Genomic DNA, 19,877 nt, shown 5'->3' with positions numbered 1-19,877 from the left:
GCAAGCGCCCGATCTCCGCAGCCGTCGAAGCGAAGGCCCATCGAAATGAGCAGTTTGTCTCTGCGCGCCCTGTCGAAGAGCTATGGCCCGGTCCAGGCCGTTCGCGGCGTGGACCTGGATGTGAACGAAGGCGAATTCCTCTCGCTGCTGGGCCCATCGGGCTGCGGCAAGACGACGACCCTGCAGATGGTGGCGGGCTTCGTTCCGCCGACGACGGGGAGCATCGTCGTCGACGGGCAGGACCTGACCAGCATCGCGCCGGAGAAGCGCGACATGGGCGTCGTCTTCCAGAGCTATGCGCTCTTTCCGCATATGAACGTGGCCCAGAATATCGGCTTCGGCCTCGAGATGCGCCGGGTCGAGCGCGGTGAGCTGAAGCGACGGGTCGAAGAGGCCCTGGCGATGGTCCGCCTGGCCGGTCTCGAGGGGCGTTATCCCAGCGAGCTGTCCGGTGGCCAACGCCAGCGTGTCGCCATCGCCCGCGCCCTGGCCATCCGTCCGCGGGTTCTCCTGCTGGACGAGCCGATGTCGAATCTCGACGCCAAGCTTCGCGGCGAGATGCATGTCGAGCTCCGCTCCCTGCAGCGGCGGCTCGGCATCACCGCGATCCTGGTCACGCACGATCAGGTCGAGGCGATGACGATGAGCGACCGGATCGCCGTCATGACGAATGGCGGGATCGCGCAGCTCGGTACACCGCAGGAGGTCTACGACAGGCCGGCATCGCAATTCGCTTCGAGCTTCCTGGGGCACACGAACGTGCTGAGCGGACGGATCGAAAGCCGGATCGCCGACGAGGCGACCGTTCGGGTCGGACCGACCGCGTTCCGGACCAGGGTCGCGAAAGATCAGGTGACCCCCGACATCGCCGTGTTCGTCCGCCCGGAGCGCCTCCGCCTCGGCTCTCCGGACCAGGCCACCCTCCAGGGGCGTGTCAGCACCCGCCTGTTCCTCGGCGGGTCGTGGATCTACGAAATCGAAACCGAACTCGGCATGCTTCGTATCACCCAGCAGAATACCGGGACAGTGCAGGCCGAGGAGGGGGAAACGATCGGCGTGAGCTGGAACGCCGAGGATCTGCGCGTCATCGCGACGGAGCGTTCCGATGGCTAGCTCGACCCACCAGACCAGCCGCGGTCTGCCCTGGCTGCTCTCGCTGCCGGCTCTCGCGCTCTTTCTCGCCTTGCTGGCCATTCCGCTGGTTCTGACTGCGATTCTGTCGTTCAACGCCTTCGACGGCATGCGCGGCATCCAGCAGAGCTATGGTTTCGGCAACTATCTCGAAATCCTGCTCGACGGCTACTACCGGGAAATCTTCCTGCGGACGGGCGGGATGGCGCTCGCTGTCACGCTGATCTGCATCGTCCTCGGGGTGCCCGAGACCCTGATCCTCGCCAAGATGAAGCCGGTCTGGCGCGGCACCTTCTTCGTCGTGATCCTCGGACCGCTGCTGATCTCCGTCGTCGTGCGCACGCTGGGCTGGTCGGTGCTGCTCGGCAGCCAGGGCGTGGTGAACACGGTGCTTCGCGGGCTCGGTCTGGTGGATGAGCCGATCCGGCTGCTGTTCTCGATGACGGGCGTCATCATCGTCCTGACCCATGTTTTCCTGCCCTTCATGGTCATCGCCGTGTGGAGCGCCATGCAGCGCCTCGACGGGCAGATCGAGCATGCGGCCCGCTCGCTCGGAGCGGGACCTTTCACCACCTTCCGCCGCATCATGCTGCCGCAGCTGATGCCCGGCATCCTGTCCGGAGCCATCATCGTCTTCGCCCTGGCGGCATCGGCCTATGCCACCCCGGCGATCATCGGCGGGCGCAGGGTCAAGGTCGTCGCCACCACGCTCTACGACGAGTTCTTCAACTCGCTGAACTGGCCGCTGGGAGCTGCGATCGCGGTGCTGCTGCTGCTTGCCAACATCCTGATCATCGTCGGCTGCAACCGGCTCGTCGAGCGGCGTTTCAAGCAGGTGTTCGCATGAGCGGCCGGGACATCTCAAGGAACGGACCGCTGGCGCTGATCTTCCATGCGCTGCTCACCGTGTTCATCCTGGCACCGCTGGTCGTGGTGATGCTGGTCTCGCTCTCCGACAAGGAATACCTGTCGATGCCCTTCGACGGCATGTCGCTGCGCTGGTACCGGGAAATCCTGGCGGCGCCGGAACTCATTAGCGCGTTCTGGCTGTCGATCTGGCTCGGTCTGGCCTCGGCGACATTGGCGACGATCGTCGCCGTGCCCGCGGCGCTCGCGATCGCCCGTCATCGGTTTTTCGGACGCGACGGGTTGATGGCGTTCCTGATGTCGCCGCTGATGATCCCTCATGTCGTGCTCGGCGTCGCGTTCCTGCGCTTTTTCTCGATCATGGAGTGGACCGGCTCCTTCGTGGCCCTGGTGCTCGTTCATGCGATCACCGTCGTGCCGTATTCGCTGCGGCTGACGCTCGCCGCCGTGATCGGGCTCGAACGTGACGCGGAGACGGCTGCCCGGTCGCTCGGCGCCTCGCGAGCCGTCGCCTTCCGCCGCATTCTCCTGCCGCTCATCCTGCCGGGCGTCGCCGCGGGATGGGTGCTCGCCTTCATCCAGAGCTTCGACGAGGTCACGATGACGATCTTCGTCGCGACGCCCGGAACCACGACGCTGCCCGTCGCGCTCTACAACCGCATATCCCAGCTCACGGACCCGGTGACGACGTCGGTCTCCACCATCCTGATCCTGGGAACGATGGCCTTCATGTTCATCCTCGACCGCATGGTCGGCCTGGACAGGGTTCTCATCGGAAAGAAATAGCCGAAACGACCGTCCCGACCGGTCGCCCGATCGGCGCCGGCAGGACAGTTGCGCCCGAAATTCGAGACGAAAGCCGGTCTGGACCGGAGTTGCGGACATGAGCAGCCAGACGATGACGGTGGTAGGGGGCGGGCTTGTCGGGGCCGCCATTGCCTACGGAGCGCTGCGGGCGGGAATGCGCGTCCGCGTTCTCGACCAGGGAGATACCGCGTTTCGCGCCTCGCGCGGCAATTTCGGCCTGGTCTGGGTCTCGAGCAAGGGCGGCAAGATGCCCCGCTACGCGAGCTGGAGCCGCGATGCGCTGAAGCTTTGGCCGAACCTGCAGAAGGAACTGGTCGATCTGACCGATGTCGACGCCGGTCTCGAACAGCCGGGGGGCTTCTGGCTGGGCTTCAACGATGCCGATGTCAGGGCGCGCGCCGATCTTCTGGAACGGATCGATCGCGAGGTCGGCGGCATCCCCTTCAAGATGATGGACCCCTCCGAGCTCCGGCAATATCTCCCCGGGATCGGGCCGGCCGTGGTGGGCGGGAGCTTCTGTCCGCTCGATGGCCATGCCAACCCCCTGATGCTGCTGCGCGGCCTGCATGCCGCGCTTCGCCATCGCGGGGCGGATGTGATCACTGGCGTCGACATTGCCGAGATCAGGCACGATCCCGCCAGCGGGTCCTTCGAGGCGGTCTCGCAGGATCGCCAGAGCTGGAAGAGCGACCGGATCGTGCTCGCGGCAGGGCTCGGCAACGCCGGATTGGCCGCGCAGGTCGGCCTGCACGCCCCCATCGCATCCACGCGCGGCCAGGTTCTCATCACCGAGCGGCTGAAGCCGTTCCTCGACTACCCCACGAACAAGTGCCGGCAGACGCGGGAGGGCAGCGTCCAGATCGGTTCGACCTCCGAGGATGTCGGCCTCGACGACGGCACGACGACCGACAAGATCGAGATATTGGCACGCCGCGCGGTCGAAACCTTTCCGGCCCTGGCGCGCGCGCGCCTTGTCCGGGCGTGGGGCGCCCTGCGGCCGCTGACTCCGGACGGCTACCCGATCTACCAGGAATCGGCGTCCTGCCCGGGGGCCTTCCTCGCCACCAGCCATAGCGGCGTCACGCTCGCGGCGGCCCATTGCTACGTCGTCGGCCCCTGGATGGCCGGTCTCTCGCAGGTGCCGGCCGGGTTCGAGGTGTTCACCGGCGATCGCTTCCTCGACGCCGATGCGAGCTTCTCCCATGACCATTGAACCGCTCTTCACCGTGCCGGGCGCGCCGGCCGGCGCCTCGGTCACGATCGTCTTCGAGGGCACGCCCTTGCGGGTTCCGGCCGGCATCACGGTTGCCGCGGCCCTGCTCGTCGGCGGCGTCAGGGAATTCCGGTCGAGCGTCGTCGGCGGTGTTCCGCGCGCGCCTTACTGCATGATGGGCGTCTGCTTTGAATGTCTCGTCGAGATCGACGGGGTGCCGGCGCGGCAAAGCTGCCTGATTCCCGTCCACGAAGGGATGGTCGTCGCGCGCCAGCTCGGTGCGGCCCATCTCGATGTCTTCAGCCCCGGAGAAGAGCCATGAGCGCTGCGGCGGATCTCGTCGTCGTCGGCTGCGGGCCGGCGGGCATGGCTGCGGCCTGCGAGGCGCGCGCGCTCGGTCTCTCGGTCATCGTTCTCGACGAACAGCCGGCGCTCGGCGGGCAGATCTATCGCAATATCGAAGCCGCGCCCGCCGATCGCGTCGCGGTCCTCGGCAAGGACTACGAGGCCGGGCGCAGCCTCGCGGCCGAGTTCCGCAACAGCGGTGCCGGGCATCTGCATGGAGCGACCGTCTGGAACGTCGCGCAGAACGGTGCCGTGGACTACGTCGCGGATGGACGATCGCGACAGGTCGTCGGCAAGGCCGTGCTGCTCGCCAGCGGCGCCATGGAACGGCCGTTTCCGATCAGGGGCTGGACGCTTCCCGGCGTCCTGGGGGCAGGCGCCGCGCAGATCCTGCTGAAAGGCTCCGGCGCGCTGCCCAGCGGGCCGGTCATCCTGGCCGGTTGCGGGCCGCTGCTCTACCTCCTCGCCTGGCAATATCTCCGCGCCGGCGTGACGATCGCGGCCATCGTCGATACGACGGCAGGGTCGGGCTATCTGGGCGCCATACGGCACGGTGTCGGTGCCGTACGCGGCTGGCGCGATCTCGCCAAGGGCCTCAAGCTGATCGCGACGCTGCGCCGGAACGGAGTCAGGTTCTATTCTGCCGCGAGCGATCTCGTGATCCAGGGTGAGCGGCAAGCCGAGGGCCTCTCCTTTCTCCATCGCGGTCGGCGGGTGACGCTGCCTGCTTCGCTGGTCCTGCTGCATCAGGGCGTCGTGCCGAATACGCAACTGTCATGGTCGACGGGTGCGGCCCATCGCTGGGATGGCGAACAGCTGTGCTGGTTGCCCGAGACAGACCGTTGGGGCCGGCTGGGCGAAACGCCGCTCTACGTTGCAGGAGACAGCCGCGCGATCGTCGGTGCGCAGGCGTCGGCGACCCAGGGAAGGTTGTCGGCGCTCGCCGTCGCGGAGCGTACCGGCCGCGCCGTCGACTCCGGCCGGCGCACGGCGCTGCTGGCTCTATTCGAACGGCAAAGCCATATCCGGCGCTTCCTGAACAGCCTCTACCGGCCGGCCGATGCGAACCGCATCCCGCGCGACCCTGCGGTCATCGTCTGCCGGTGCGAAGAGGTCACGGCTGGGCAGATCCGCGGCTATGTCGAGCTCGGCTGCCGCGGCCCGAACCAGACCAAGGCGTTCGGCCGCTGCGGAATGGGCCCCTGTCAGGGGCGTCTGTGCGGACTGACGGTGACGGAGATCATCGCCGAGGTGCGCGGCGCGACCCCTGACGACGTGGGCTACTACCGCATCAGGGCGCCGATCAAGCCGGTCATGCTCGGCGACTTCGTCGATTGAATTCCCGTCCCCCATTTCACCACGAGGAGAAGACCATGAACGACATCGTCCGCATCGAAACCGACCCGCGCCGCAGCCGCGTCGTCGTCTACAACGGCGTCGTCTATGTCGGCGGCATGACCGCCGACGATCGCAGCCAGGACATCAAGGGGCAGACCCGGCAGACGCTCGAAAAGATCGAGCAGTTCCTCGCCAGGGCGGGAACCGACAAGAGCCGCGTATTGACCGCGCAGATCTGGATCAAGGATCTCGCCCGCGATTTCGAGGGCATGAACGAGATCTGGAATGCCTGGACCGCACCGAACGCCGCGCCGACCCGCGCGACGGCTCAGTGCGAGATGGGGGCGCCGGACGTCCTTGTCGAGATCATCGTGACGGCCGCGGCCGGCCGGTAATCGCACGGAGCAGGGCGCAGGGGGACGGGCCATGAAAATCGCCGAACTGCGAACCTATGTGCTCGCGGATGCCAACAAGCACTACCTCTACGCGGCCATCCAGACCGACCGGGGCATCGTCGGTTTCGGCGAAGCGACGCTCGACCATCGCTGGCCGTCTGTCGCCGCCGGTATCGAGGAGGGCTTTCGGGCCATAGCGGGGCAAGATCCGACCACGGTCGCGAAGCATTGGGCACTGCTCAAGGACAGGGTTTATTGGGGCGAGGGCGCCAGCAGCATGGCGGCGCTCGCCGCGATCGACCAGGCGCTGTGGGACATCACCGGCAAGGCCTACGGCCTGCCGGTGCACAAGCTCCTCGGCGGCGCCGTGCGGGATCGCGTCGGCGTCTACCTGAATCAGTGGTGGGCCGGATACCGGTCGACGCAGGACCTGATCCGGAAGGCGCAGGATGCGGTTTCGCGCGGCGCCACCGCCCTGAAATGGTATCCGTTCGGGACCGCCGATCAGCTTCAGTATCGCGTTCGGCAGCACGACGTCCCGAAAGCGGTGGCGGAGGTACGGGCGGTTCGCGACGCCGTCGGCCCCTCGATCGGGTTGATGGTCGATCTCTGGCGCCGGCTCGACTGGGCCTCGGCGGCGCAGTTCTGCTCCGGCGTGGCCGATTGCGACCTCGTCTTCGTCGAGGAGCCGACCGAGTTCCAGAGCGCGGAGGCGCTGGCACGGCTGTCATCGGCCACGCGGACCCGCATCGCCTTCGGAGAAAGGCTACATTCCCGCCGGCAATTCGCGGAGATCATCGAGCGGCAGGCGGTCGGGCTGGTGCAACCCTCGATCATCCGCGTCGGAGGGCTGACTGAGGCGATCAAGATCGCCAACGCGGCCGAGACCTACAATATCGGCGTCGTGCCGCATAATCCGCACGGACCCGTTGCGATCGCCGCATCGGTGACGCTGGCGGCGCTGGTGCCCAATTTCGTGATCCTCGAATCCTACGAGAACGACAATCCGCCCTCGCGCAGCCAGTTCGTCCGGCAGGGGCCGATGATCGTCGGAGACGGCTATCAGGTGCCGGAAGCGCCCGGGCTTGGCGTCGACATCGACGAGATGGCGCTGGCAGGGCTGGCGATTGCGACGCGGGTGGTGCGCGCCTGAGGACGCGACGAGGGAAAGCTGCTTTCAGCGGCTTGCCGCAAGACGGTCCCAGGCGGTCGAGATGAAAGCAGGCCCCCCTTTGGCAAAAGGCGGCTCGCGGCTGCTTGCACATGTGACGGCCAAAATCCCGGCCGGCCCCGGCCCGTTTGCCTCTCCGAAACGACTGTCTGGCATCTATGCCGTTCTGTTGTCCGGAGGTGGATGTGGAAACGTCGCTCTATCTGCCCGTCAAGCGCTTCCTCGAAGGGCTCGGCTACGCCGTGAAGGGCGAGATCGGGCATTGCGATCTCGTCGGCCTGCGCGACGATGATCCGTCCGTCGTGGTGATCGGCGAGCTGAAGCTGAGCTTCAATCTCGAGCTCATCCTGCAGGGCGTCGACCGCATGAGCCTCGGCGACGAGATCTGGCTCGCAGCCCAGCTCTCTGCCAGGGGCAAGGGGCGCGAAAGCGATCCGCGCTATCGCAACCTCTGCCGGCGACTCGGCTTCGGATTGCTCGGCGTCTCCAAATCCGGACATGTCGATATCCTGGTGTCTCCGGTGGCGCCCACGCCGCGCAAGGACCCGCGCCGGCGCTCGCGGCTGGTGGATGAGCACAAGCGCCGCCAGGGCGATCCGGCGATGGGCGGCGGCACGCGCAGGCCGATCATGACGGCCTATCGCCAGCAGGCGCTGGCCTGTGCCGCGGCGATGGCGGGGGAGCCGAAGCGGCCGCGGGACCTCAAGCCCTCCTGTCCGGACGCCCAGAAAATCCTGCATCGCAATGTCTATGGCTGGTTCGAGCGGTCCGGGCGCGGCGTCTACGCGCTCACCGAAGCCGGCCGCAGCGCCCTGGCGATGTGGCGGCCCCAGCTTCCCGCCAGCCCGGATGGGTCGGCCATCGCCGTCTGAACAGGCTCGGCCGCCCGCCATGGATGCGCCGCATGGCGCTTGTAGAGCCTTCCGGGCGTCATTCCATTGCGATGAAAGGAATTGCCTCGATGTCTGGTCGGAGATGTCTTGCCGCTGGAACCCTGTCGCTTGCCGCATTGATGCTCGCGGCCTGCCAGAGCGATGCGCAGCAGGCTCCTGTGGGAGCTGCGCCCGGCTTGCCCGGCCTATGCCGGGAAGATGCGGCCGAGACGCTGGCGGGCAAGGGGCGCATCAGTGATGCCGAGGCCCAGCAGGTCACGGGCGCATCGATCGTCCGGCAGATTCGGCCGGGGCAGGGCGTGACGATGGACTATCGCAAGGAACGGGTGACGATCGAGACCGACCCGAAGACCGGCAGGATCGTCCGCGCCTATTGCGGGTAGGCGCGAGGCGGCGCCGTTCTTAGGCATGCGGCGGCGATTGATCCGGCCGCCGCGGCCTTGAAGTTCCAAACGAAAAAACCGCCCGAAAGGGCGGTTTTTCAAAGCGAAATCAGATCGGGAGGCTATGGCCTCACTTGATCTTGGTTTCCTTGAACTCGACGTGCTTGCGCGCGACGGGGTCGTACTTCTTCTTCGACATCTTCTCGGTCATCGTACGCGAGTTTTTCTTCGTCACGTAGAAGAAGCCGGTGTCGGCGGTCGAAAGCAGTTTGATCTTGATCGTCACGGCCTTGGCCATGGGTCTATCCTCGAGCCATGCGGGCCAGAGGCCCTCGGAAAAGAAAATGGCCGGGCGAACCCGGCAAACCGTCAGCGCGGGGAATGCCGCAACGGGCCGGCGAAGTCAAGGAAGAATAGCTTGGCGACGCGAATGGCCCTCAAAGCTCCTCGCGCACGAAGCTGCCGCGCTTCTCCCAGTAGAACGGGACCGGCAGATAAGGCGCGAAACCGCCTTCGATGCGGGCCTCGACCTCCTGGATGATCACCTTGGTGATCGTCGGCAGGTCGAGCTCCTTCGCCTCGTCGAAATCGACCCAGACCAGGTCGACCAGCTCCGAATCGGGGCCGATGATGCCGTCGATCCGCTTGGCGACGGCGGAGGCGTCGATCGCGAAGAAGCGGGTGTCGAAGCGCTTCGGCCGGCGCGGCGGGGTGATTGCGCGCGCGACGAAGGTGACGGCCGACAGGTCGGGGAAGACGCCCTGCGCCGCGAAGTCGCTCCAGCTTCCGGCCGGCGCGGTTTCCGGCGCGCCGAACTCGTCGGAGCCGAAGAGCAGCCCGGTTTCCTCGAAGGTCTCGCGGATGGCGGCCAGCGCCAGCGCCCGCGCCTTGGCGGCGCTGGGGCGCAGGCAGCGCTTGCCGAGCCGGTCCTCGCAGATCTGCGGCACCGCGCCGGTCGCGGCCATCTGCCGGTCGCCGGCATCGACCCGCCCGCCGGGAAAGACGTATTTGCCCGGCATGAACTTGTGGCCCGCATGCCGCTTGCCCATCAGCACCTTGGGTCGTGCACCGCTGCGATCCAGGATCATCATGGTCGCGGCGTCCTTGGGGCGCTGGTTGGCGGTGGTGCGCGCCCGCTCGGCCTGGGTCAGGGTGACGGTGTGATCGGTCATGAACGTGATTCCGAAGAAGGCAGGGGCTGGCGTTCGGGCCGGTCGGGCTCGCCGCCGAAGCCGTGCATGCGCACGGCCCATTGCAGGCCGACGACGCCGCCCTTCACCGGCTGCATCATTGCGATGGACAGGATCAGAGTCAGCGCCGGCCAGACGACCATGTGCAGCCACATCGGCCAGTCGCCGAATTTCTCCGCCAGCAGCAGGCCGCCGACGATGATATGGCCGACGATGGTGATGACGATATAGGGCGGCAGGTCGTCAGCCCGCTGGTGATGCAGGTCCTCGCCGCAGGCTTCGCAGGTGTCGACCGGCTTCAGGAAGGCGCGGAACAGCTGGCCCCTCCCGCAATGCGGGCAGTGGCCCCTCAAGCCGCGCGCGACGGCCTGGCGCCAGTCGCGCGCGTCGAGATGCGCCTCCGCGCTGTGAATCTGAACGCCCATCACCGCCTCTTGCCGGGCTTGCTCTTGCCCGGCTTGCTTTTGCCGAAGCCGCCCCCGCCCGGCTTGCCCTTCTTGCCGAAGCTTGCCGCCGGCCGGCTGGTCCCGAAAGGGACTGCGCCGCCGCGCCGCTTGCCGGTGCGTCCTGTCGCCACGACGCGTCCCTCCGAAAGCAGTTCGAAGCGCAGGGCGCCCGCGACCGGCGCTGCCTCGACCAGCTTGACATGGACGCGGTCGCCGAGGCGCCAGCTCTCTCCGGTACGCTCGCCGATCAGCGCATGTGCGACTTCGTCATAGCGGTAGTAGTCGCCGCCCAGCGTCGAGGCCGGAATGAAGCCGTCGGCACCGGTGCCGTCGAGCTTCACGAACAGGCCGGCCTTGTGCACGCCGCCGATGCGCCCGTCGAAGCTCGCGCCGATCTGGTCGGCAAGGAAATGCGCGATCAGCCGGTCGGTCGTCTCGCGCTCGGCGGCCATGGCGCGCCGCTCGGCGGCCGAGATGCGGGTTGCAACCTCACGCAGCTCCGCGAGCGTCGTGCTCTTCGGCAGGCCATCATCGCCGAGCCTCAGCGCCGTGATCAGCGCGCGGTGCACGATCAGGTCGGCATAGCGCCGGATCGGCGAGGTGAAATGGGCGTATCGGCGCAGGTTGAGGCCAAAATGCCCGTAATTCTCGGCGACATATTCGGCTTGGGCCTGCGTGCGCAGCACGACCTCGTTGATCAGCGTCTCGTTCTCCGAGCCCTTGATCATGCCGAGGATGCGGTTGAACAGCACGGGCCTGAGCGCCCCGTCCTGCGGCAGCTTGATGCCGATCGAGGCCAGCACCTCGCCAAGCGCCCGCATCTTCTCCAGCGAGGGCTCGTCATGGCAGCGATAGATCAACTGGCTGCCGGCTTTCTCCAGAGTCTCGGCCGCCGCGACATTGGCGAGGATCATGAATTCCTCGATCAGGCGATGGGCGGCGAGCCGGTCCGGCACGATGACGCGATCGACCGAGCCGTCGGGCTTCAGGATCAGCTTGCGCTCGGGCAGGTCGAGTTCCAGCGGCTGGCGCTGGTCGCGGGCGCGGGCCGCAATGCCATAGGCCGCCCAGAGCGGCATCAGCACGCTCTCGCGGATCGGCGCGGTCTTCTCGTCGGGACTGCCGTCGATGGCGGCCTGCGCCTGCTGATAGGAGAGCTTCGCCGCCGAGCGCATCAGCACGCGGTGGAAGGAATGGCTCTTCTTCGAGCCGTCGGCCTTGAGCACGAGCCGGACGGCAAGCGCCGGCCGGTCCTCGTGCTCGCGCAAGGAACAGAGATCGTTCGAGATCCGCTCCGGCAGCATCGGCACGACACGGTCGGGGAAATAGACCGAGTTGCCGCGCTCCAACGCCTCGCGGTCGAGCGCCGAATGCGGCGTCACGTAGGCCGCGACATCGGCGATCGCGACGGTGACGACGAAGCCGCCGGGATTGTCCGGGTTGCCGTCCGGCACGGCATGGACCGCGTCGTCATGGTCCTTGGCGTCGGCGGGGTCGATGGTGACGAGCGGCAGCTCGCGCCAGTCCTCGCGGCCTTTCAGGCTGGCAAGCGGTGCGTTCGCGGCTTCCTGAAGGGCGGCTGGCGGGAACTCATGCGGAATGCCATGGGCGTGGATCGCGATCAGGCTGACGGCGCGCTCGGACTTGATCGAGCCCAGCCGCTCGCGCACCTGCGCCTCGGGCGGGCCGAAGCGGCTCTCGCGGCGCAAACTGACCGAGACGAGGTCGCCATCCTGCGCATCGGCGGTGCGGCCCTTCGGGATGATCGCCTCGCGCCCCTGCGCCTTCTTGTCGATCGGCACCAGCCGGCCGGAGCCGTCGGGCAGGGCGCGGAAGATGCCGAGCACGGCGGCCTTCGCCTTGCCCATCACCTTGAGCACCCGGCCGGAATAGCCGAAGCCCTCGACGCCGCGCAGCCGCGTCAGCTTGAGGATGACCTGATCGCCGACGCCCGGCGCAGGCCCCGCCGATTTGTCCTTGCGGCGTCCCTCGCGGGTGCGCTCGATCAGGATCTGCGGCGGCGCTCCGCTCTCCGCCTCGTCCCATTCCAGCGGCTGGGCGACGAGGTCGCCCTCGCGGTCGCGGCGCTTGATCTCGGAGAGCAGGACGGGCGGCAGCGCGCCGCGCGGATGGACCGGGCGCTCCTTGCCGTCGCCGCCGATCTCGCCTTCCTCCGCCATCTCCTTGAGCAGGCGCTTCAGCCAGATCTTGCCGCCGCCATCGAGCCCGAAAGCCTTGGCGATCTCGCGCCGGCCGACCTCGCGGCCGGCGGCGCGCTCTTCCTCGATGAAGTCGAGAATGGCCTCGCGGCTCGGATCAGGAACGGACACGGCCGGTACTCGGGGCATTGGGCAGGGAAAAGCGTGACACGCCGCCTGTCTGCCACGGCTTGCGGCCGGACGCCAGCATTGGCGGCCTGAAAGCAAGAAGGGCAGCCCTTGCGAGCTGCCCTTCCATTGCCGAACCGCGACCCGGCGAACCGGATCTGAAGGTGCGAAAACTCACGCGGAATAGAAACCCCAGCAAGAAGAGGTCCAGATCCGCCCGCCTTGCACCAGCGGTTGATGACAATGAGACACTGGATCACCTCCTTTCAGTTGTTACCGACAAGAAGGAGGCTAAGGCGATTCTCGGGGACTCGTAAATGCCAAAAAATGCACTGGATGAGCACGACGAAAGTCGCGATCCAGACCGTGAATGCGGAGAGCGATCCGCGTGTTGCACAGGGATGAGGCAGGCAAGTCTGCGCGAACAGCATGCGTTGCAAGCGGTTATCCGTGCAGCTTCAGCCCCTTGGTGATCTTGTCGATCTCCTTGCGCTCGGCATGCAGGCCGAGACCGACGAGGTCGAGTGCATCCGTCGCAACCGCAGCGACAGCGGCGCGGTTGTCCATGTCATTACCGGTTGCGAACAGGTCCTTCGTATAGAGATGCGGCCGGACGCCGCGCTGCTGCGCCCGTTGGAGCATAGCCGTGAGCTCCGCTGCGCTTGCCGCGAAGATCAGGATCGGCTGGCGGACCAGCGGACCGTAGAAGCGGCCTGAGCCATCCCTGTAGGGTTCGCCCGCAAGTTCCGGAGCGGTTCCGACAAGTCCGCCGGCGAGGAAGCTGGCGACATTGAGTTTTTGCCAGGTTGCGAGATCATCGCGAACCACGATGGCTATCTTGGTATCGTAACGCATGGACGCATCGCTAACCGAGGCCGGCAAGGCCCGTCTTGAACGATCGTGCGGGCCTGAGCGGGACTGGGTCCGGCTCGGCACCGGCGCTGATGGAATAGAGCGCATGGAAGCGTTCTTCCGGGGCTATGCCTATGATCCGCACCGCCACGACACCTATGCCTTCGGGCTGACGCTGTCGGGCGTGCAATCCTTCGATTACCGCGGCGCAAGGCGCGACAGCCTCGGTGGCCACGCCATCGTTCTGCATCCCGACGAGGTCCATAACGGGCGCTCCGGCATCGAGAGCGGCTTCCGTTACCGCATGCTCTATGTCGAGCCGCGCCTGATCCGGCAGGCGATGGGCGAGGGCGGCCGGGCACTGCCCTTCATGTCTACAGCGGTTTCACAGGAGCCGCGTTTGGTCGCGGCGATCGCCCGCGCGCTGCGCGATCTCGATCAGCCGCTCGATCCTCTGGCGGTCGATGATCTCCTCGAACGGCTGGCGCAGGCCTTGTTGGCGCTCGATCCCTCGGCGGCGCGTGCTCGTCCGTCGCGGCTCGAAAACAGGGCCCTTGAGCGCGCTCGGGACTATCTCGACGCGCACACCGCCGAGACTGTCGATTCGAGCCGCCTGGAAGCCATGACAGGGCTCGATCGCTTCACCTTGGCGCGCCAGTTCCGCGCGGCTTTCGGGACCAGCCCTTATAACTACCTCGTGATGCGTCGCCTCGACCGTGCCCGTCGCATGCTGGCGGAGGACACGCCTCTGGCTGACCTGGCCTTCGCCTGTGGCTTCGCCGATCAGAGCCATTTCACCCGCCAGTTCCGCCGCGCCTATGGCGTCACGCCGGGGCGTTGGCGGGCCTTGCAGCAGCAAATCCGGGGTTGAGACCTGCGTCGCATCGGCTTGCCCCGCCCGCCGCCTCCATGCTTGAAGCAGCGAAAGCCGGCTTTGCGGAGTATCTGACATGCAGCTTGGAGTGATCGGCCTCGGCCGGATGGGTGGCAACATCGTACGCCGCCTGATGCGCGCCGGCCATGAATGCGTGGTCTATGATCGTGATCCGAAGCCGGGCCAGGCGCTCGCCGCCGATGGCGCGACGCTGGCCAGCGATCTCAAGGACATGGTCGCCAAGCTCAAGGCGCCCCGCGCGATCTGGGTAATGCTGCCGGCCGGCAAGATCACCGAGGCGACCCTGGCCGAGCTCGCGGGCCTCGTCGACGAGGGCGATACGCTGATCGACGGCGGCAATGCCTTCTGGAAGGACGATGTCCGCCGCGGCAAGGAATTGGCGGCCAAGGGCATCCATTACATGGATATCGGCACCTCCGGCGGCGTCCACGGCCTCGATCGCGGCTACTGCCTGATGATCGGCGGCGACAAGGAAGCCTTCGACCGGCTGGAGCCGATCTTCGCGGCGCTCGCCCCCGGCAAGGGCGAGATCGAGCCGACCAAGCATCGCGAGGGCCGCAACCCGACGAGCGAGCAGGGCTATCTCCATTGCGGCCCGACCGGCGCCGGCCATTTCGTCAAGATGGTGCATAACGGCATCGAATACGGCATGATGCAGGCCTTCGCGGAGGGCTTCGACCTGCTGCGCAACGCCTCGGCCAAGGAGGGCCTGCCGGCCGAATACGGCTTCGATTTCGACACGGCAGAGATCGCCGAGGTCTGGCGCCGCGGTTCGGTCGTCACCTCTTGGCTGCTCGACCTGACCGCCGAGGCGCTCGCCGCCGACGAGGAACTCGCTTCCTATACCGGCAATGTCTCGGATTCCGGCGAGGGCCGCTGGACGGTCGACGCCGCCGTCGAGACCGCGACCCCGGCCGAGGTGCTGACCTCGGCGCTGTTCGCGCGCTTCCGCTCGCGTGTCGACCACACTTTCGGCGAGAAGATCCTCTCGGCGATGCGCGCCGGCTTCGGCGGCCATGTCGAACCCAAGAAGCAGGGCTGATACGGTGGCAGAGGCAGCAGGCGGTGGCCGCCCGGCCGTCATCGTCGTCATGGGCGTCGCGAGCTCCGGCAAGACCTCGCTCGGCGAGCGTCTGGCGGAGCGCCTCGGCTGGCCCTTCCGCGACGCCGATTCCTTCCATCCCCCCGAGAACGTCGCCAAGATGGCCGGCGGCACGCCGCTGAACGACGAGGATCGCAAGCCCTGGCTCGCGGCCATCGCCGCCTGGATCGACAATCTCCGGGCCAAGGGCGAGCACGGCATCGTCACCTGCTCGGCGCTGAAGCGCGCCTATCGGCAGGTGATCGTCGGCGACCGGCCGGATGTCGCGCTGGTCTATCTCAAGGGCTCGCGCGAGCTGATCGGCCGGCGCATGGCCGCCCGCCAGCACCATTTCATGCCGCCGGCCCTGCTCGACAGCCAGTTCGCCGCGCTGGAGGAGCCGGGTGCGGACGAGAAGCCGCTGGTCGTCTCGGTCGAGGACAGCAAGGACGCGATCGTGCAGGACGTGGTCGATCGGCTGAGCCTTTGAGGAGCGGCCTCACGTCACCTCGAACCAGCTCCATAGCCCGAGGTCGAAGCGCTCCAGCACCGTCGACGAGATCAGCCAGCGGCCGGGATTGTCGGCGATGAAGGCGATGTGCAGCTTCTTGCGTTCCGGGATCTGCACGGTGTCGAGGAAATAGTTCTCCCAGCCGTCGTCGAGCGGATGCAGCAGCCGGAAGCTGTGGCCATGGACGTGGAACGGCTGGACGAAGGCGGTGCGGTTGTCGATCGCCACCACGATCGGCGTGCCGCGCTTGACGCTGAACAGCGGCTTGCCTTCGAAGGAGCCGGTGCCGCCATTCACCCGCCAGGGGCTGGCGAGATCGAGCCCTGTGAAATCGAGCTTCTGGTCCTCGGTGAGCCTGGCGCCGCCCTCGATGACGAGTTCGGGCCGCAGCGCGTCCTGCATCCGCACGCCCAGCGGCAGGGCAGGGTTGAGCTTCAGGGCGGGCATGGCTGCGGGCGGAACCTGCGGCTGCCCCGCCGTCACGATCCGGACCAGCGGCAGGCCGCCACCGATCAGGGCGCTGACATTGACGGCGGCACCGACCTCGATCGGCATATCGAGGATGACGTCGTAGCGGGTACCCGGCGCGAAGGGCAGCTGCGAGCGCACAGGCTCGAAACTCTCGGTCGGCTGGCTGTCGACCGCGATCACGGTCGCCTTTCCGCCGTCGAAGCGCAATCGCATGATCCGGGCATTGCAGGCATTGGCGAGCCTGAGGCGAATCCGCGCACCGGGCCGGGCCGAGATCGGCTGCGGCGGCGAGCGGCCGTTGACCGTGAGCCAACTGCCGAGGCGCCCGGCCGAAGCCGAGGCATTCCCTTGCAGCACGAAGGGCTGGAGCGCCTGGTCGTCGCCGAGGAGCCAGTCGGTGATCAGGACGGGCAGGTCGAGATCGACCGGAGGCGGCTCCTTCTCCTCGACGATGACGAGGCCGCTCAGGCCCCGGCCAGCGGGTTCGGATGAACTGCCGGCCCGGAGCGGGCGATAGAGCAGGGTGCCCGAATCCGCCGGCGTGATCCGGAACTCGCCGGTTTCTCCCGGCGCGATGGGCGGGCGCGTGAAGCTGGCGGCGCCATCCCGTTCGGCCTCGCCGCGCAGGCCGTACCAGTGCAGGTCGAGCGGGGCCGTCGTCTTGTTCTCGAGCTTCACGGCCAGCGTTTCGCCCTGCTTGATTCGCAGGGGCGGGGCCGGCGTGCTGCCGTCGAATGTCCAGATTTCCGTATCGACCGGCGGTGACGGACGCAGCCTTGCCTTCGCTGGCGCGGCCACGAGTGTCCGCCGCTGCGGCTCGCTTGCCGGCTTGATGGTCGGGGCGGGAGCTTGCGCGAAACCCGCTGAGGGCGCGATCAGGCAAGCTCCGCCGAGCCCCGCCAGCCATTGGCGACGCGTGAGCGGGAGCGGGGAGGCGGCGGGCGGTTTCGTCATGCCATACCGCATAATCCGGGCGGCCCGCTCTGGCGAGAGCCGGTTCGGGTCCCCCGGCGAAATGCCCGGCGCAGCGCCTGTTTTGCAGAACCGTCATTTTTTTGCTGCATGGCCCGGTCGAAATGCGTATAGGCCTGCGGCTTGACGATGGCCGCGCTGCGTTTGCTCGCGCGCAGCGCTATCGGACCGGCGGGCGTGGCGGAATTGGTAGACGCACTGGTTTTAGGTACCAGCGGCGAAAGTCGTGGGGGTTCGAGTCCCTCCGCCCGCACCATCGGTCTAGTTTTTTCGCGAGCGCGGCGGCGGTCGAACCGGCGTCGCGCTTTGGACATTGAGACGTAAACGAGCTGTTGGCGGTACAAAAATGAACGTGACCGAAACCCTGTCCCAGGGCCTCAAGCGCGAATTCCAGGTGGTGCTGAACGCCGCCGACCTGAAGACCAGGCTCGATGGCAGCCTCCAGGACCTCCAGGGCAAGGCCAAGATCAACGGCTTCCGCCCGGGCAAGGTGCCGGTCGCGCATCTGCGCCGCCTCTATGGCCGCTCGGTCATGTCCGACGTGCTGCAGAACGCCGTCAACGAGGCGAACCAGAAGATCGTCGCCGACAACAACCTGAAGCTCGCCTTCGAGCCGCAGATCCGCTTCCCCGAGAACAAGGAAGAGATCGAGGCCGCGATGGAGGCCAAGGGCGATCTCGCCTTCACCGTCGCGCTGGAAGTGCTCCCGAAGATCGAGCTCGCCGACCTCTCGGACGTTTCGCTGGTGAAGCCGGTCGCCGAGGTTCCGGACGCCGATGTCGATGCCGCGCTTCTGCGCATGGCTGCCGGCAACCGCAGCTACACCTCGAAGGGCGAGAAGGCCAAGGCCGAGAAGGGCGACCGCCTGATCATCTCCTTCGTCGGCACGCTCGACGGTGAGAAGTTCGACGGCGGCACGGGCGAGGGCATCCCGCTCGATCTCGGCGCCGGCCAGTTCATCCCGGGCTTCGAGGAGCAGCTCGAAGGCGCCAAGACCGGCGAGACCCGCACCGTCAAGGTGACTTTCCCCGAGAACTATGCGGCCGAGAACCTCGCCGGCAAGCCGGCCGAGTTCGAGGTCACCGTGACCGACGTCCAGGGCCCGGACGCCGTCAAGATCGACGACGAGCTCGCCAAGGGCTTCGGCATGGAGTCGCTCGACAAGCTCAAGGAAGCCGTGAGCGAGCAGATCGGCCGTGACTTCACCGCCCAGTCGCGCCGCAAGCTCAAGAAGGGCCTGCTCGACGCGCTCGACGGCAAGTACAGCTTCGAGCTGCCGCCGACCCTGGTCGAGCAGGAGTTCACCAGCGTCTGGGGCCAGGTCGAGGCCGACATGAAGCAGGCCAACAAGACCTTCGCCGACGAGGACACCACCGAGGACGCCGCCCGCGCCGACTACCGCAAGATCGCCGAGCGCCGCGTGCGCCTGGGCCTCGTGCTGGCCGAGATCGGCGAGCAGGCCAAGGTCCAGATCTCGGATGACGAGGTCACCCAGGCCCTGATCGAGCGCGCCCGCTCCTTCCCCGGCCAGGAGAAGGAAGTCTGGGAGTTCTATCGCAAGAACCCGCAGGCTCTCGCCGAGATCCGCGCCCCGATCTTCGAGGAGAAGGTCGTCGACCATCTGCTCGGCCAGGTGAAGGTCGAGGACCAGACCGTTTCGCGCGAGGCGCTCTACGCCGACGAGGACGCCGAGGACACCGCCGAGGCCAAGCCGAAGAAGGCCGCCGCCAAGAAGGCGAAGAAGGCCGAGGCCAAGGCCGACGACGCTTCCGCCTGAGCCTCACGGCAACCTTAACGACAGCTATCGCGCCGCCGGCCTTCGCGACCGGCGGCGCTTCCCTTTTCAGCCGCGACTGCCGTGCTTAAGTGAGTGTCTGCCTAGACACCGCTGATTCGACATCTCGCTGGCTTCCCCAGCGCTCCACCTCAAGGACAGATCCATGCTTCGCGATCCGCTCGAGACCTACAACAATCTCGTCCCGATGGTGGTCGAGCAGTCGAGCCGCGGTGAACGCGCCTTCGACATCTATTCGCGCCTGCTGCGCGAGCGCATCATCTTCCTGACCGGCCCGGTCGAGGATTACTCGGCGTCGCTGATCGTGGCGCAGCTCCTGTTCCTCGAGGCCGAGAACCCCAAGAAGGAAATCTCCTTCTACATCAACTCGCCCGGCGGCGTGGTGACGTCCGGCCTCTCGATCTACGACACCATGCAGCTGATCCGCTGCCCGGTGACCACCGTCTGCATCGGCCAGGCCGCCTCGATGGGCTCGCTGCTGCTGACGGCCGGCGCCAAGGACATGCGCTTCGCCCTGCCGAACGCGCGCATCATGGTTCACCAGCCCTCCGGCGGCTATCAGGGCCAGGTCACCGACATCCTGATCCACGCCCGGGAAGTCGAGAGCCTGAAGAAGCGGCTGAACGAAATCTACGTGAAGCATACCGGGCGTCCCTACGAGGACATCGTCGCCGCGCTGGAGCGCGACAATTTCATGACCGCCGAGCAGGCCCGCGATTTCGGCCTGATCGACAAGGTCATGGAGCGCCGCGCCGAGCCCGAGGCCTGATCGCGGCGCTCGCGATCCTGTGGGT

At 67.1% G+C, this 19,877-nt stretch carries 21 protein-coding genes and 1 tRNA gene; 16 read left to right on the top strand and 6 right to left on the bottom strand.

The annotated features are described in order from the left end of the window. Nucleotides 1–45: 45 nt before the first annotated feature. From BLQ70_RS00695 to BLQ70_RS00650, 10 genes are all read left to right on the top strand, one after another. On the top strand, nucleotides 46–1,113 hold the full coding sequence (locus BLQ70_RS00695) for an ABC transporter ATP-binding protein (RefSeq protein WP_091855418.1): 1,068 nt from the start codon (nucleotides 46–48) through the stop codon (nucleotides 1,111–1,113). Beyond that, the gene (locus BLQ70_RS00690) at nucleotides 1,106–1,978 is read left to right on the top strand and encodes an ABC transporter permease (protein ID WP_091855417.1); all 873 of its coding nucleotides are present in this window, start codon (nucleotides 1,106–1,108) and stop codon (nucleotides 1,976–1,978) included. Before BLQ70_RS00695 ends, BLQ70_RS00690 begins: the two co-directional genes overlap by 8 nt. A gap of 11 nt (nucleotides 1,979–1,989) precedes the next feature. After that, complete coding sequence (locus BLQ70_RS00685; protein ID WP_061965447.1) at nucleotides 1,990–2,784, top strand: ABC transporter permease; 795 nt, start codon at nucleotides 1,990–1,992, stop codon at nucleotides 2,782–2,784. Between the two features lie 97 nt (nucleotides 2,785–2,881). Next, nucleotides 2,882–4,018 (top strand): NAD(P)/FAD-dependent oxidoreductase, encoded by a 1,137-nt coding sequence (locus BLQ70_RS00680; protein WP_091855416.1) that lies wholly within the window; start codon nucleotides 2,882–2,884, stop codon nucleotides 4,016–4,018. After that, nucleotides 4,008–4,340 carry a (2Fe-2S)-binding protein gene (locus tag BLQ70_RS00675; protein ID WP_091855415.1) on the top strand — a complete coding sequence of 111 codons (333 nt, stop codon included), beginning with the start codon at nucleotides 4,008–4,010 and terminating at the stop codon, nucleotides 4,338–4,340. The genes BLQ70_RS00680 and BLQ70_RS00675 overlap by 11 nt, the downstream gene beginning before the upstream one ends. After that, nucleotides 4,337–5,701: an FAD/NAD(P)-dependent oxidoreductase gene (locus tag BLQ70_RS00670; protein WP_091855414.1), complete on the top strand. Its 1,365-nt coding sequence runs from the start codon at nucleotides 4,337–4,339 to the stop codon at nucleotides 5,699–5,701. The genes BLQ70_RS00675 and BLQ70_RS00670 overlap by 4 nt, the downstream gene beginning before the upstream one ends. Before the next feature lie 35 nt (nucleotides 5,702–5,736). Next, nucleotides 5,737–6,096, top strand: coding sequence for a RidA family protein (locus BLQ70_RS00665; protein WP_061963748.1), 360 nt, complete (start codon nucleotides 5,737–5,739; stop codon nucleotides 6,094–6,096). A 31-nt stretch (nucleotides 6,097–6,127) separates the two neighbouring features. Further along, a complete protein-coding gene (locus BLQ70_RS00660) occupies nucleotides 6,128–7,249 on the top strand; it encodes a mandelate racemase/muconate lactonizing enzyme family protein (protein ID WP_091855413.1) in 1,122 nt (373 codons plus the stop codon). A 203-nt stretch (nucleotides 7,250–7,452) separates the two neighbouring features. Next, the gene (locus BLQ70_RS00655; RefSeq protein WP_091855412.1) at nucleotides 7,453–8,139 is read left to right on the top strand and encodes a DUF2161 domain-containing phosphodiesterase; all 687 of its coding nucleotides are present in this window, start codon (nucleotides 7,453–7,455) and stop codon (nucleotides 8,137–8,139) included. An 89-nt stretch (nucleotides 8,140–8,228) separates the two neighbouring features. Further along, nucleotides 8,229–8,543: an I78 family peptidase inhibitor gene (locus BLQ70_RS00650; RefSeq protein WP_061963742.1), complete on the top strand. Its 315-nt coding sequence runs from the start codon at nucleotides 8,229–8,231 to the stop codon at nucleotides 8,541–8,543. A gap of 130 nt (nucleotides 8,544–8,673) precedes the next feature. Here BLQ70_RS00650 and rpmG read toward each other — a convergent pair whose 3' ends face one another. The 5 genes from rpmG to BLQ70_RS00625 form a co-directional block, all read right to left on the bottom strand. Continuing rightward, nucleotides 8,674–8,841, bottom strand: a complete 168-nt coding sequence (gene rpmG, locus BLQ70_RS00645; protein ID WP_038367996.1) for a 50S ribosomal protein L33 — start codon at nucleotides 8,839–8,841, stop codon at nucleotides 8,674–8,676. Between the two features lie 139 nt (nucleotides 8,842–8,980). Continuing rightward, nucleotides 8,981–9,715 carry an NUDIX hydrolase gene (locus tag BLQ70_RS00640; RefSeq protein ID WP_091855411.1) on the bottom strand — a complete coding sequence of 245 codons (735 nt, stop codon included), beginning with the start codon at nucleotides 9,713–9,715 and terminating at the stop codon, nucleotides 8,981–8,983. Next, complete coding sequence (locus BLQ70_RS00635) at nucleotides 9,712–10,158, bottom strand: DUF983 domain-containing protein (RefSeq protein ID WP_091855410.1); 447 nt, start codon at nucleotides 10,156–10,158, stop codon at nucleotides 9,712–9,714. Before BLQ70_RS00635 ends, BLQ70_RS00640 begins: the two co-directional genes overlap by 4 nt. Next, entirely contained in the window at nucleotides 10,158–12,527 is a 2,370-nt protein-coding gene (gene rnr, locus BLQ70_RS00630) for a ribonuclease R (protein ID WP_091855409.1), read from the bottom strand. The genes BLQ70_RS00635 and rnr overlap by 1 nt, the downstream gene beginning before the upstream one ends. A 423-nt stretch (nucleotides 12,528–12,950) precedes the next feature. Beyond that, nucleotides 12,951–13,361 carry a DUF2000 family protein gene (locus tag BLQ70_RS00625; protein WP_091855408.1) on the bottom strand — a complete coding sequence of 137 codons (411 nt, stop codon included), beginning with the start codon at nucleotides 13,359–13,361 and terminating at the stop codon, nucleotides 12,951–12,953. A 103-nt stretch (nucleotides 13,362–13,464) separates the two neighbouring features. On the opposite strand from BLQ70_RS00625, the gene BLQ70_RS00620 reads away from it, so the two are divergent. From BLQ70_RS00620 to BLQ70_RS00610, 3 genes are all read left to right on the top strand, one after another. Next, nucleotides 13,465–14,229 carry an AraC family transcriptional regulator gene (locus BLQ70_RS00620; protein WP_244511859.1) on the top strand — a complete coding sequence of 255 codons (765 nt, stop codon included), beginning with the start codon at nucleotides 13,465–13,467 and terminating at the stop codon, nucleotides 14,227–14,229. Between the two features lie 79 nt (nucleotides 14,230–14,308). Then, entirely contained in the window at nucleotides 14,309–15,295 is a 987-nt protein-coding gene (gene gnd, locus BLQ70_RS00615; RefSeq protein ID WP_091855406.1) for a phosphogluconate dehydrogenase (NAD(+)-dependent, decarboxylating), read from the top strand. Nucleotides 15,296–15,299: 4 nt separating this feature from the next. Beyond that, complete coding sequence (locus BLQ70_RS00610; protein ID WP_244511858.1) at nucleotides 15,300–15,824, top strand: gluconokinase; 525 nt, start codon at nucleotides 15,300–15,302, stop codon at nucleotides 15,822–15,824. Between the two features lie 9 nt (nucleotides 15,825–15,833). Here BLQ70_RS00610 and BLQ70_RS00605 read toward each other — a convergent pair whose 3' ends face one another. Continuing rightward, nucleotides 15,834–17,270, bottom strand: a complete 1,437-nt coding sequence (locus BLQ70_RS00605) for a multicopper oxidase family protein (RefSeq protein ID WP_091855405.1) — start codon at nucleotides 17,268–17,270, stop codon at nucleotides 15,834–15,836. 189 nt (nucleotides 17,271–17,459) lie between these two features. On the opposite strand from BLQ70_RS00605, the gene BLQ70_RS00600 reads away from it, so the two are divergent. The 3 genes from BLQ70_RS00600 (at nucleotide 17,460) to BLQ70_RS00590 (ending at nucleotide 19,852) form a co-directional block, all read left to right on the top strand. Continuing rightward, nucleotides 17,460–17,544, top strand: a tRNA-Leu gene (locus tag BLQ70_RS00600). Between the two features lie 90 nt (nucleotides 17,545–17,634). After that, nucleotides 17,635–19,065 carry a trigger factor gene (gene tig, locus BLQ70_RS00595; RefSeq protein ID WP_091855404.1) on the top strand — a complete coding sequence of 477 codons (1,431 nt, stop codon included), beginning with the start codon at nucleotides 17,635–17,637 and terminating at the stop codon, nucleotides 19,063–19,065. 163 nt (nucleotides 19,066–19,228) lie between these two features. Then, nucleotides 19,229–19,852 (top strand): ATP-dependent Clp protease proteolytic subunit, encoded by a 624-nt coding sequence (locus BLQ70_RS00590; protein ID WP_061963723.1) that lies wholly within the window; start codon nucleotides 19,229–19,231, stop codon nucleotides 19,850–19,852. Nucleotides 19,853–19,877: the final 25 nt, after the last annotated feature.

The sequence above is a fragment of the Allobosea robiniae genome (genome assembly GCF_900102525.1).
GTDB lineage: Bacteria > Pseudomonadota > Alphaproteobacteria > Rhizobiales > Beijerinckiaceae > Allobosea > Allobosea robiniae.
Note: the sequence above shows the minus strand (reverse complement) of the source record. Positions and strands in the feature narration are given on the sequence as shown.

Excerpts from the sequence above, each read along its gene's own strand:
- BLQ70_RS00695 (WP_091855418.1), top strand. The coding sequence starts at position 46 with ATGAGCAGTTTGTCTCTGCGCGCCCTGTCGAAGAGCTATGGCCCGGTC.
- BLQ70_RS00690 (WP_091855417.1), top strand. The coding sequence starts at position 1,106 with ATGGCTAGCTCGACCCACCAGACCAGCCGCGGTCTGCCCTGGCTGCTC.
- BLQ70_RS00680 (WP_091855416.1), top strand. The coding sequence starts at position 2,882 with ATGAGCAGCCAGACGATGACGGTGGTAGGGGGCGGGCTTGTCGGGGCC.
- BLQ70_RS00675 (WP_091855415.1), top strand. The coding sequence starts at position 4,008 with ATGACCATTGAACCGCTCTTCACCGTGCCGGGCGCGCCGGCCGGCGCC.
- BLQ70_RS00670 (WP_091855414.1), top strand. The coding sequence starts at position 4,337 with ATGAGCGCTGCGGCGGATCTCGTCGTCGTCGGCTGCGGGCCGGCGGGC.
- BLQ70_RS00665 (WP_061963748.1), top strand. The coding sequence starts at position 5,737 with ATGAACGACATCGTCCGCATCGAAACCGACCCGCGCCGCAGCCGCGTC.
- BLQ70_RS00660 (WP_091855413.1), top strand. The coding sequence starts at position 6,128 with ATGAAAATCGCCGAACTGCGAACCTATGTGCTCGCGGATGCCAACAAG.
- BLQ70_RS00650 (WP_061963742.1), top strand. The coding sequence starts at position 8,229 with ATGTCTGGTCGGAGATGTCTTGCCGCTGGAACCCTGTCGCTTGCCGCA.
- rpmG (WP_038367996.1), bottom strand. The coding sequence starts at position 8,841 with ATGGCCAAGGCCGTGACGATCAAGATCAAACTGCTTTCGACCGCCGAC.
- BLQ70_RS00640 (WP_091855411.1), bottom strand. The coding sequence starts at position 9,715 with ATGACCGATCACACCGTCACCCTGACCCAGGCCGAGCGGGCGCGCACC.
- BLQ70_RS00635 (WP_091855410.1), bottom strand. The coding sequence starts at position 10,158 with ATGGGCGTTCAGATTCACAGCGCGGAGGCGCATCTCGACGCGCGCGAC.
- rnr (WP_091855409.1), bottom strand. The coding sequence starts at position 12,527 with ATGCCCCGAGTACCGGCCGTGTCCGTTCCTGATCCGAGCCGCGAGGCC.
- BLQ70_RS00625 (WP_091855408.1), bottom strand. The coding sequence starts at position 13,361 with ATGCGTTACGATACCAAGATAGCCATCGTGGTTCGCGATGATCTCGCA.
- BLQ70_RS00620 (WP_244511859.1), top strand. The coding sequence starts at position 13,465 with ATGGAAGCGTTCTTCCGGGGCTATGCCTATGATCCGCACCGCCACGAC.
- gnd (WP_091855406.1), top strand. The coding sequence starts at position 14,309 with ATGCAGCTTGGAGTGATCGGCCTCGGCCGGATGGGTGGCAACATCGTA.
- BLQ70_RS00605 (WP_091855405.1), bottom strand. The coding sequence starts at position 17,270 with ATGACGAAACCGCCCGCCGCCTCCCCGCTCCCGCTCACGCGTCGCCAA.
- tig (WP_091855404.1), top strand. The coding sequence starts at position 17,635 with ATGAACGTGACCGAAACCCTGTCCCAGGGCCTCAAGCGCGAATTCCAG.
- BLQ70_RS00590 (WP_061963723.1), top strand. The coding sequence starts at position 19,229 with ATGCTTCGCGATCCGCTCGAGACCTACAACAATCTCGTCCCGATGGTG.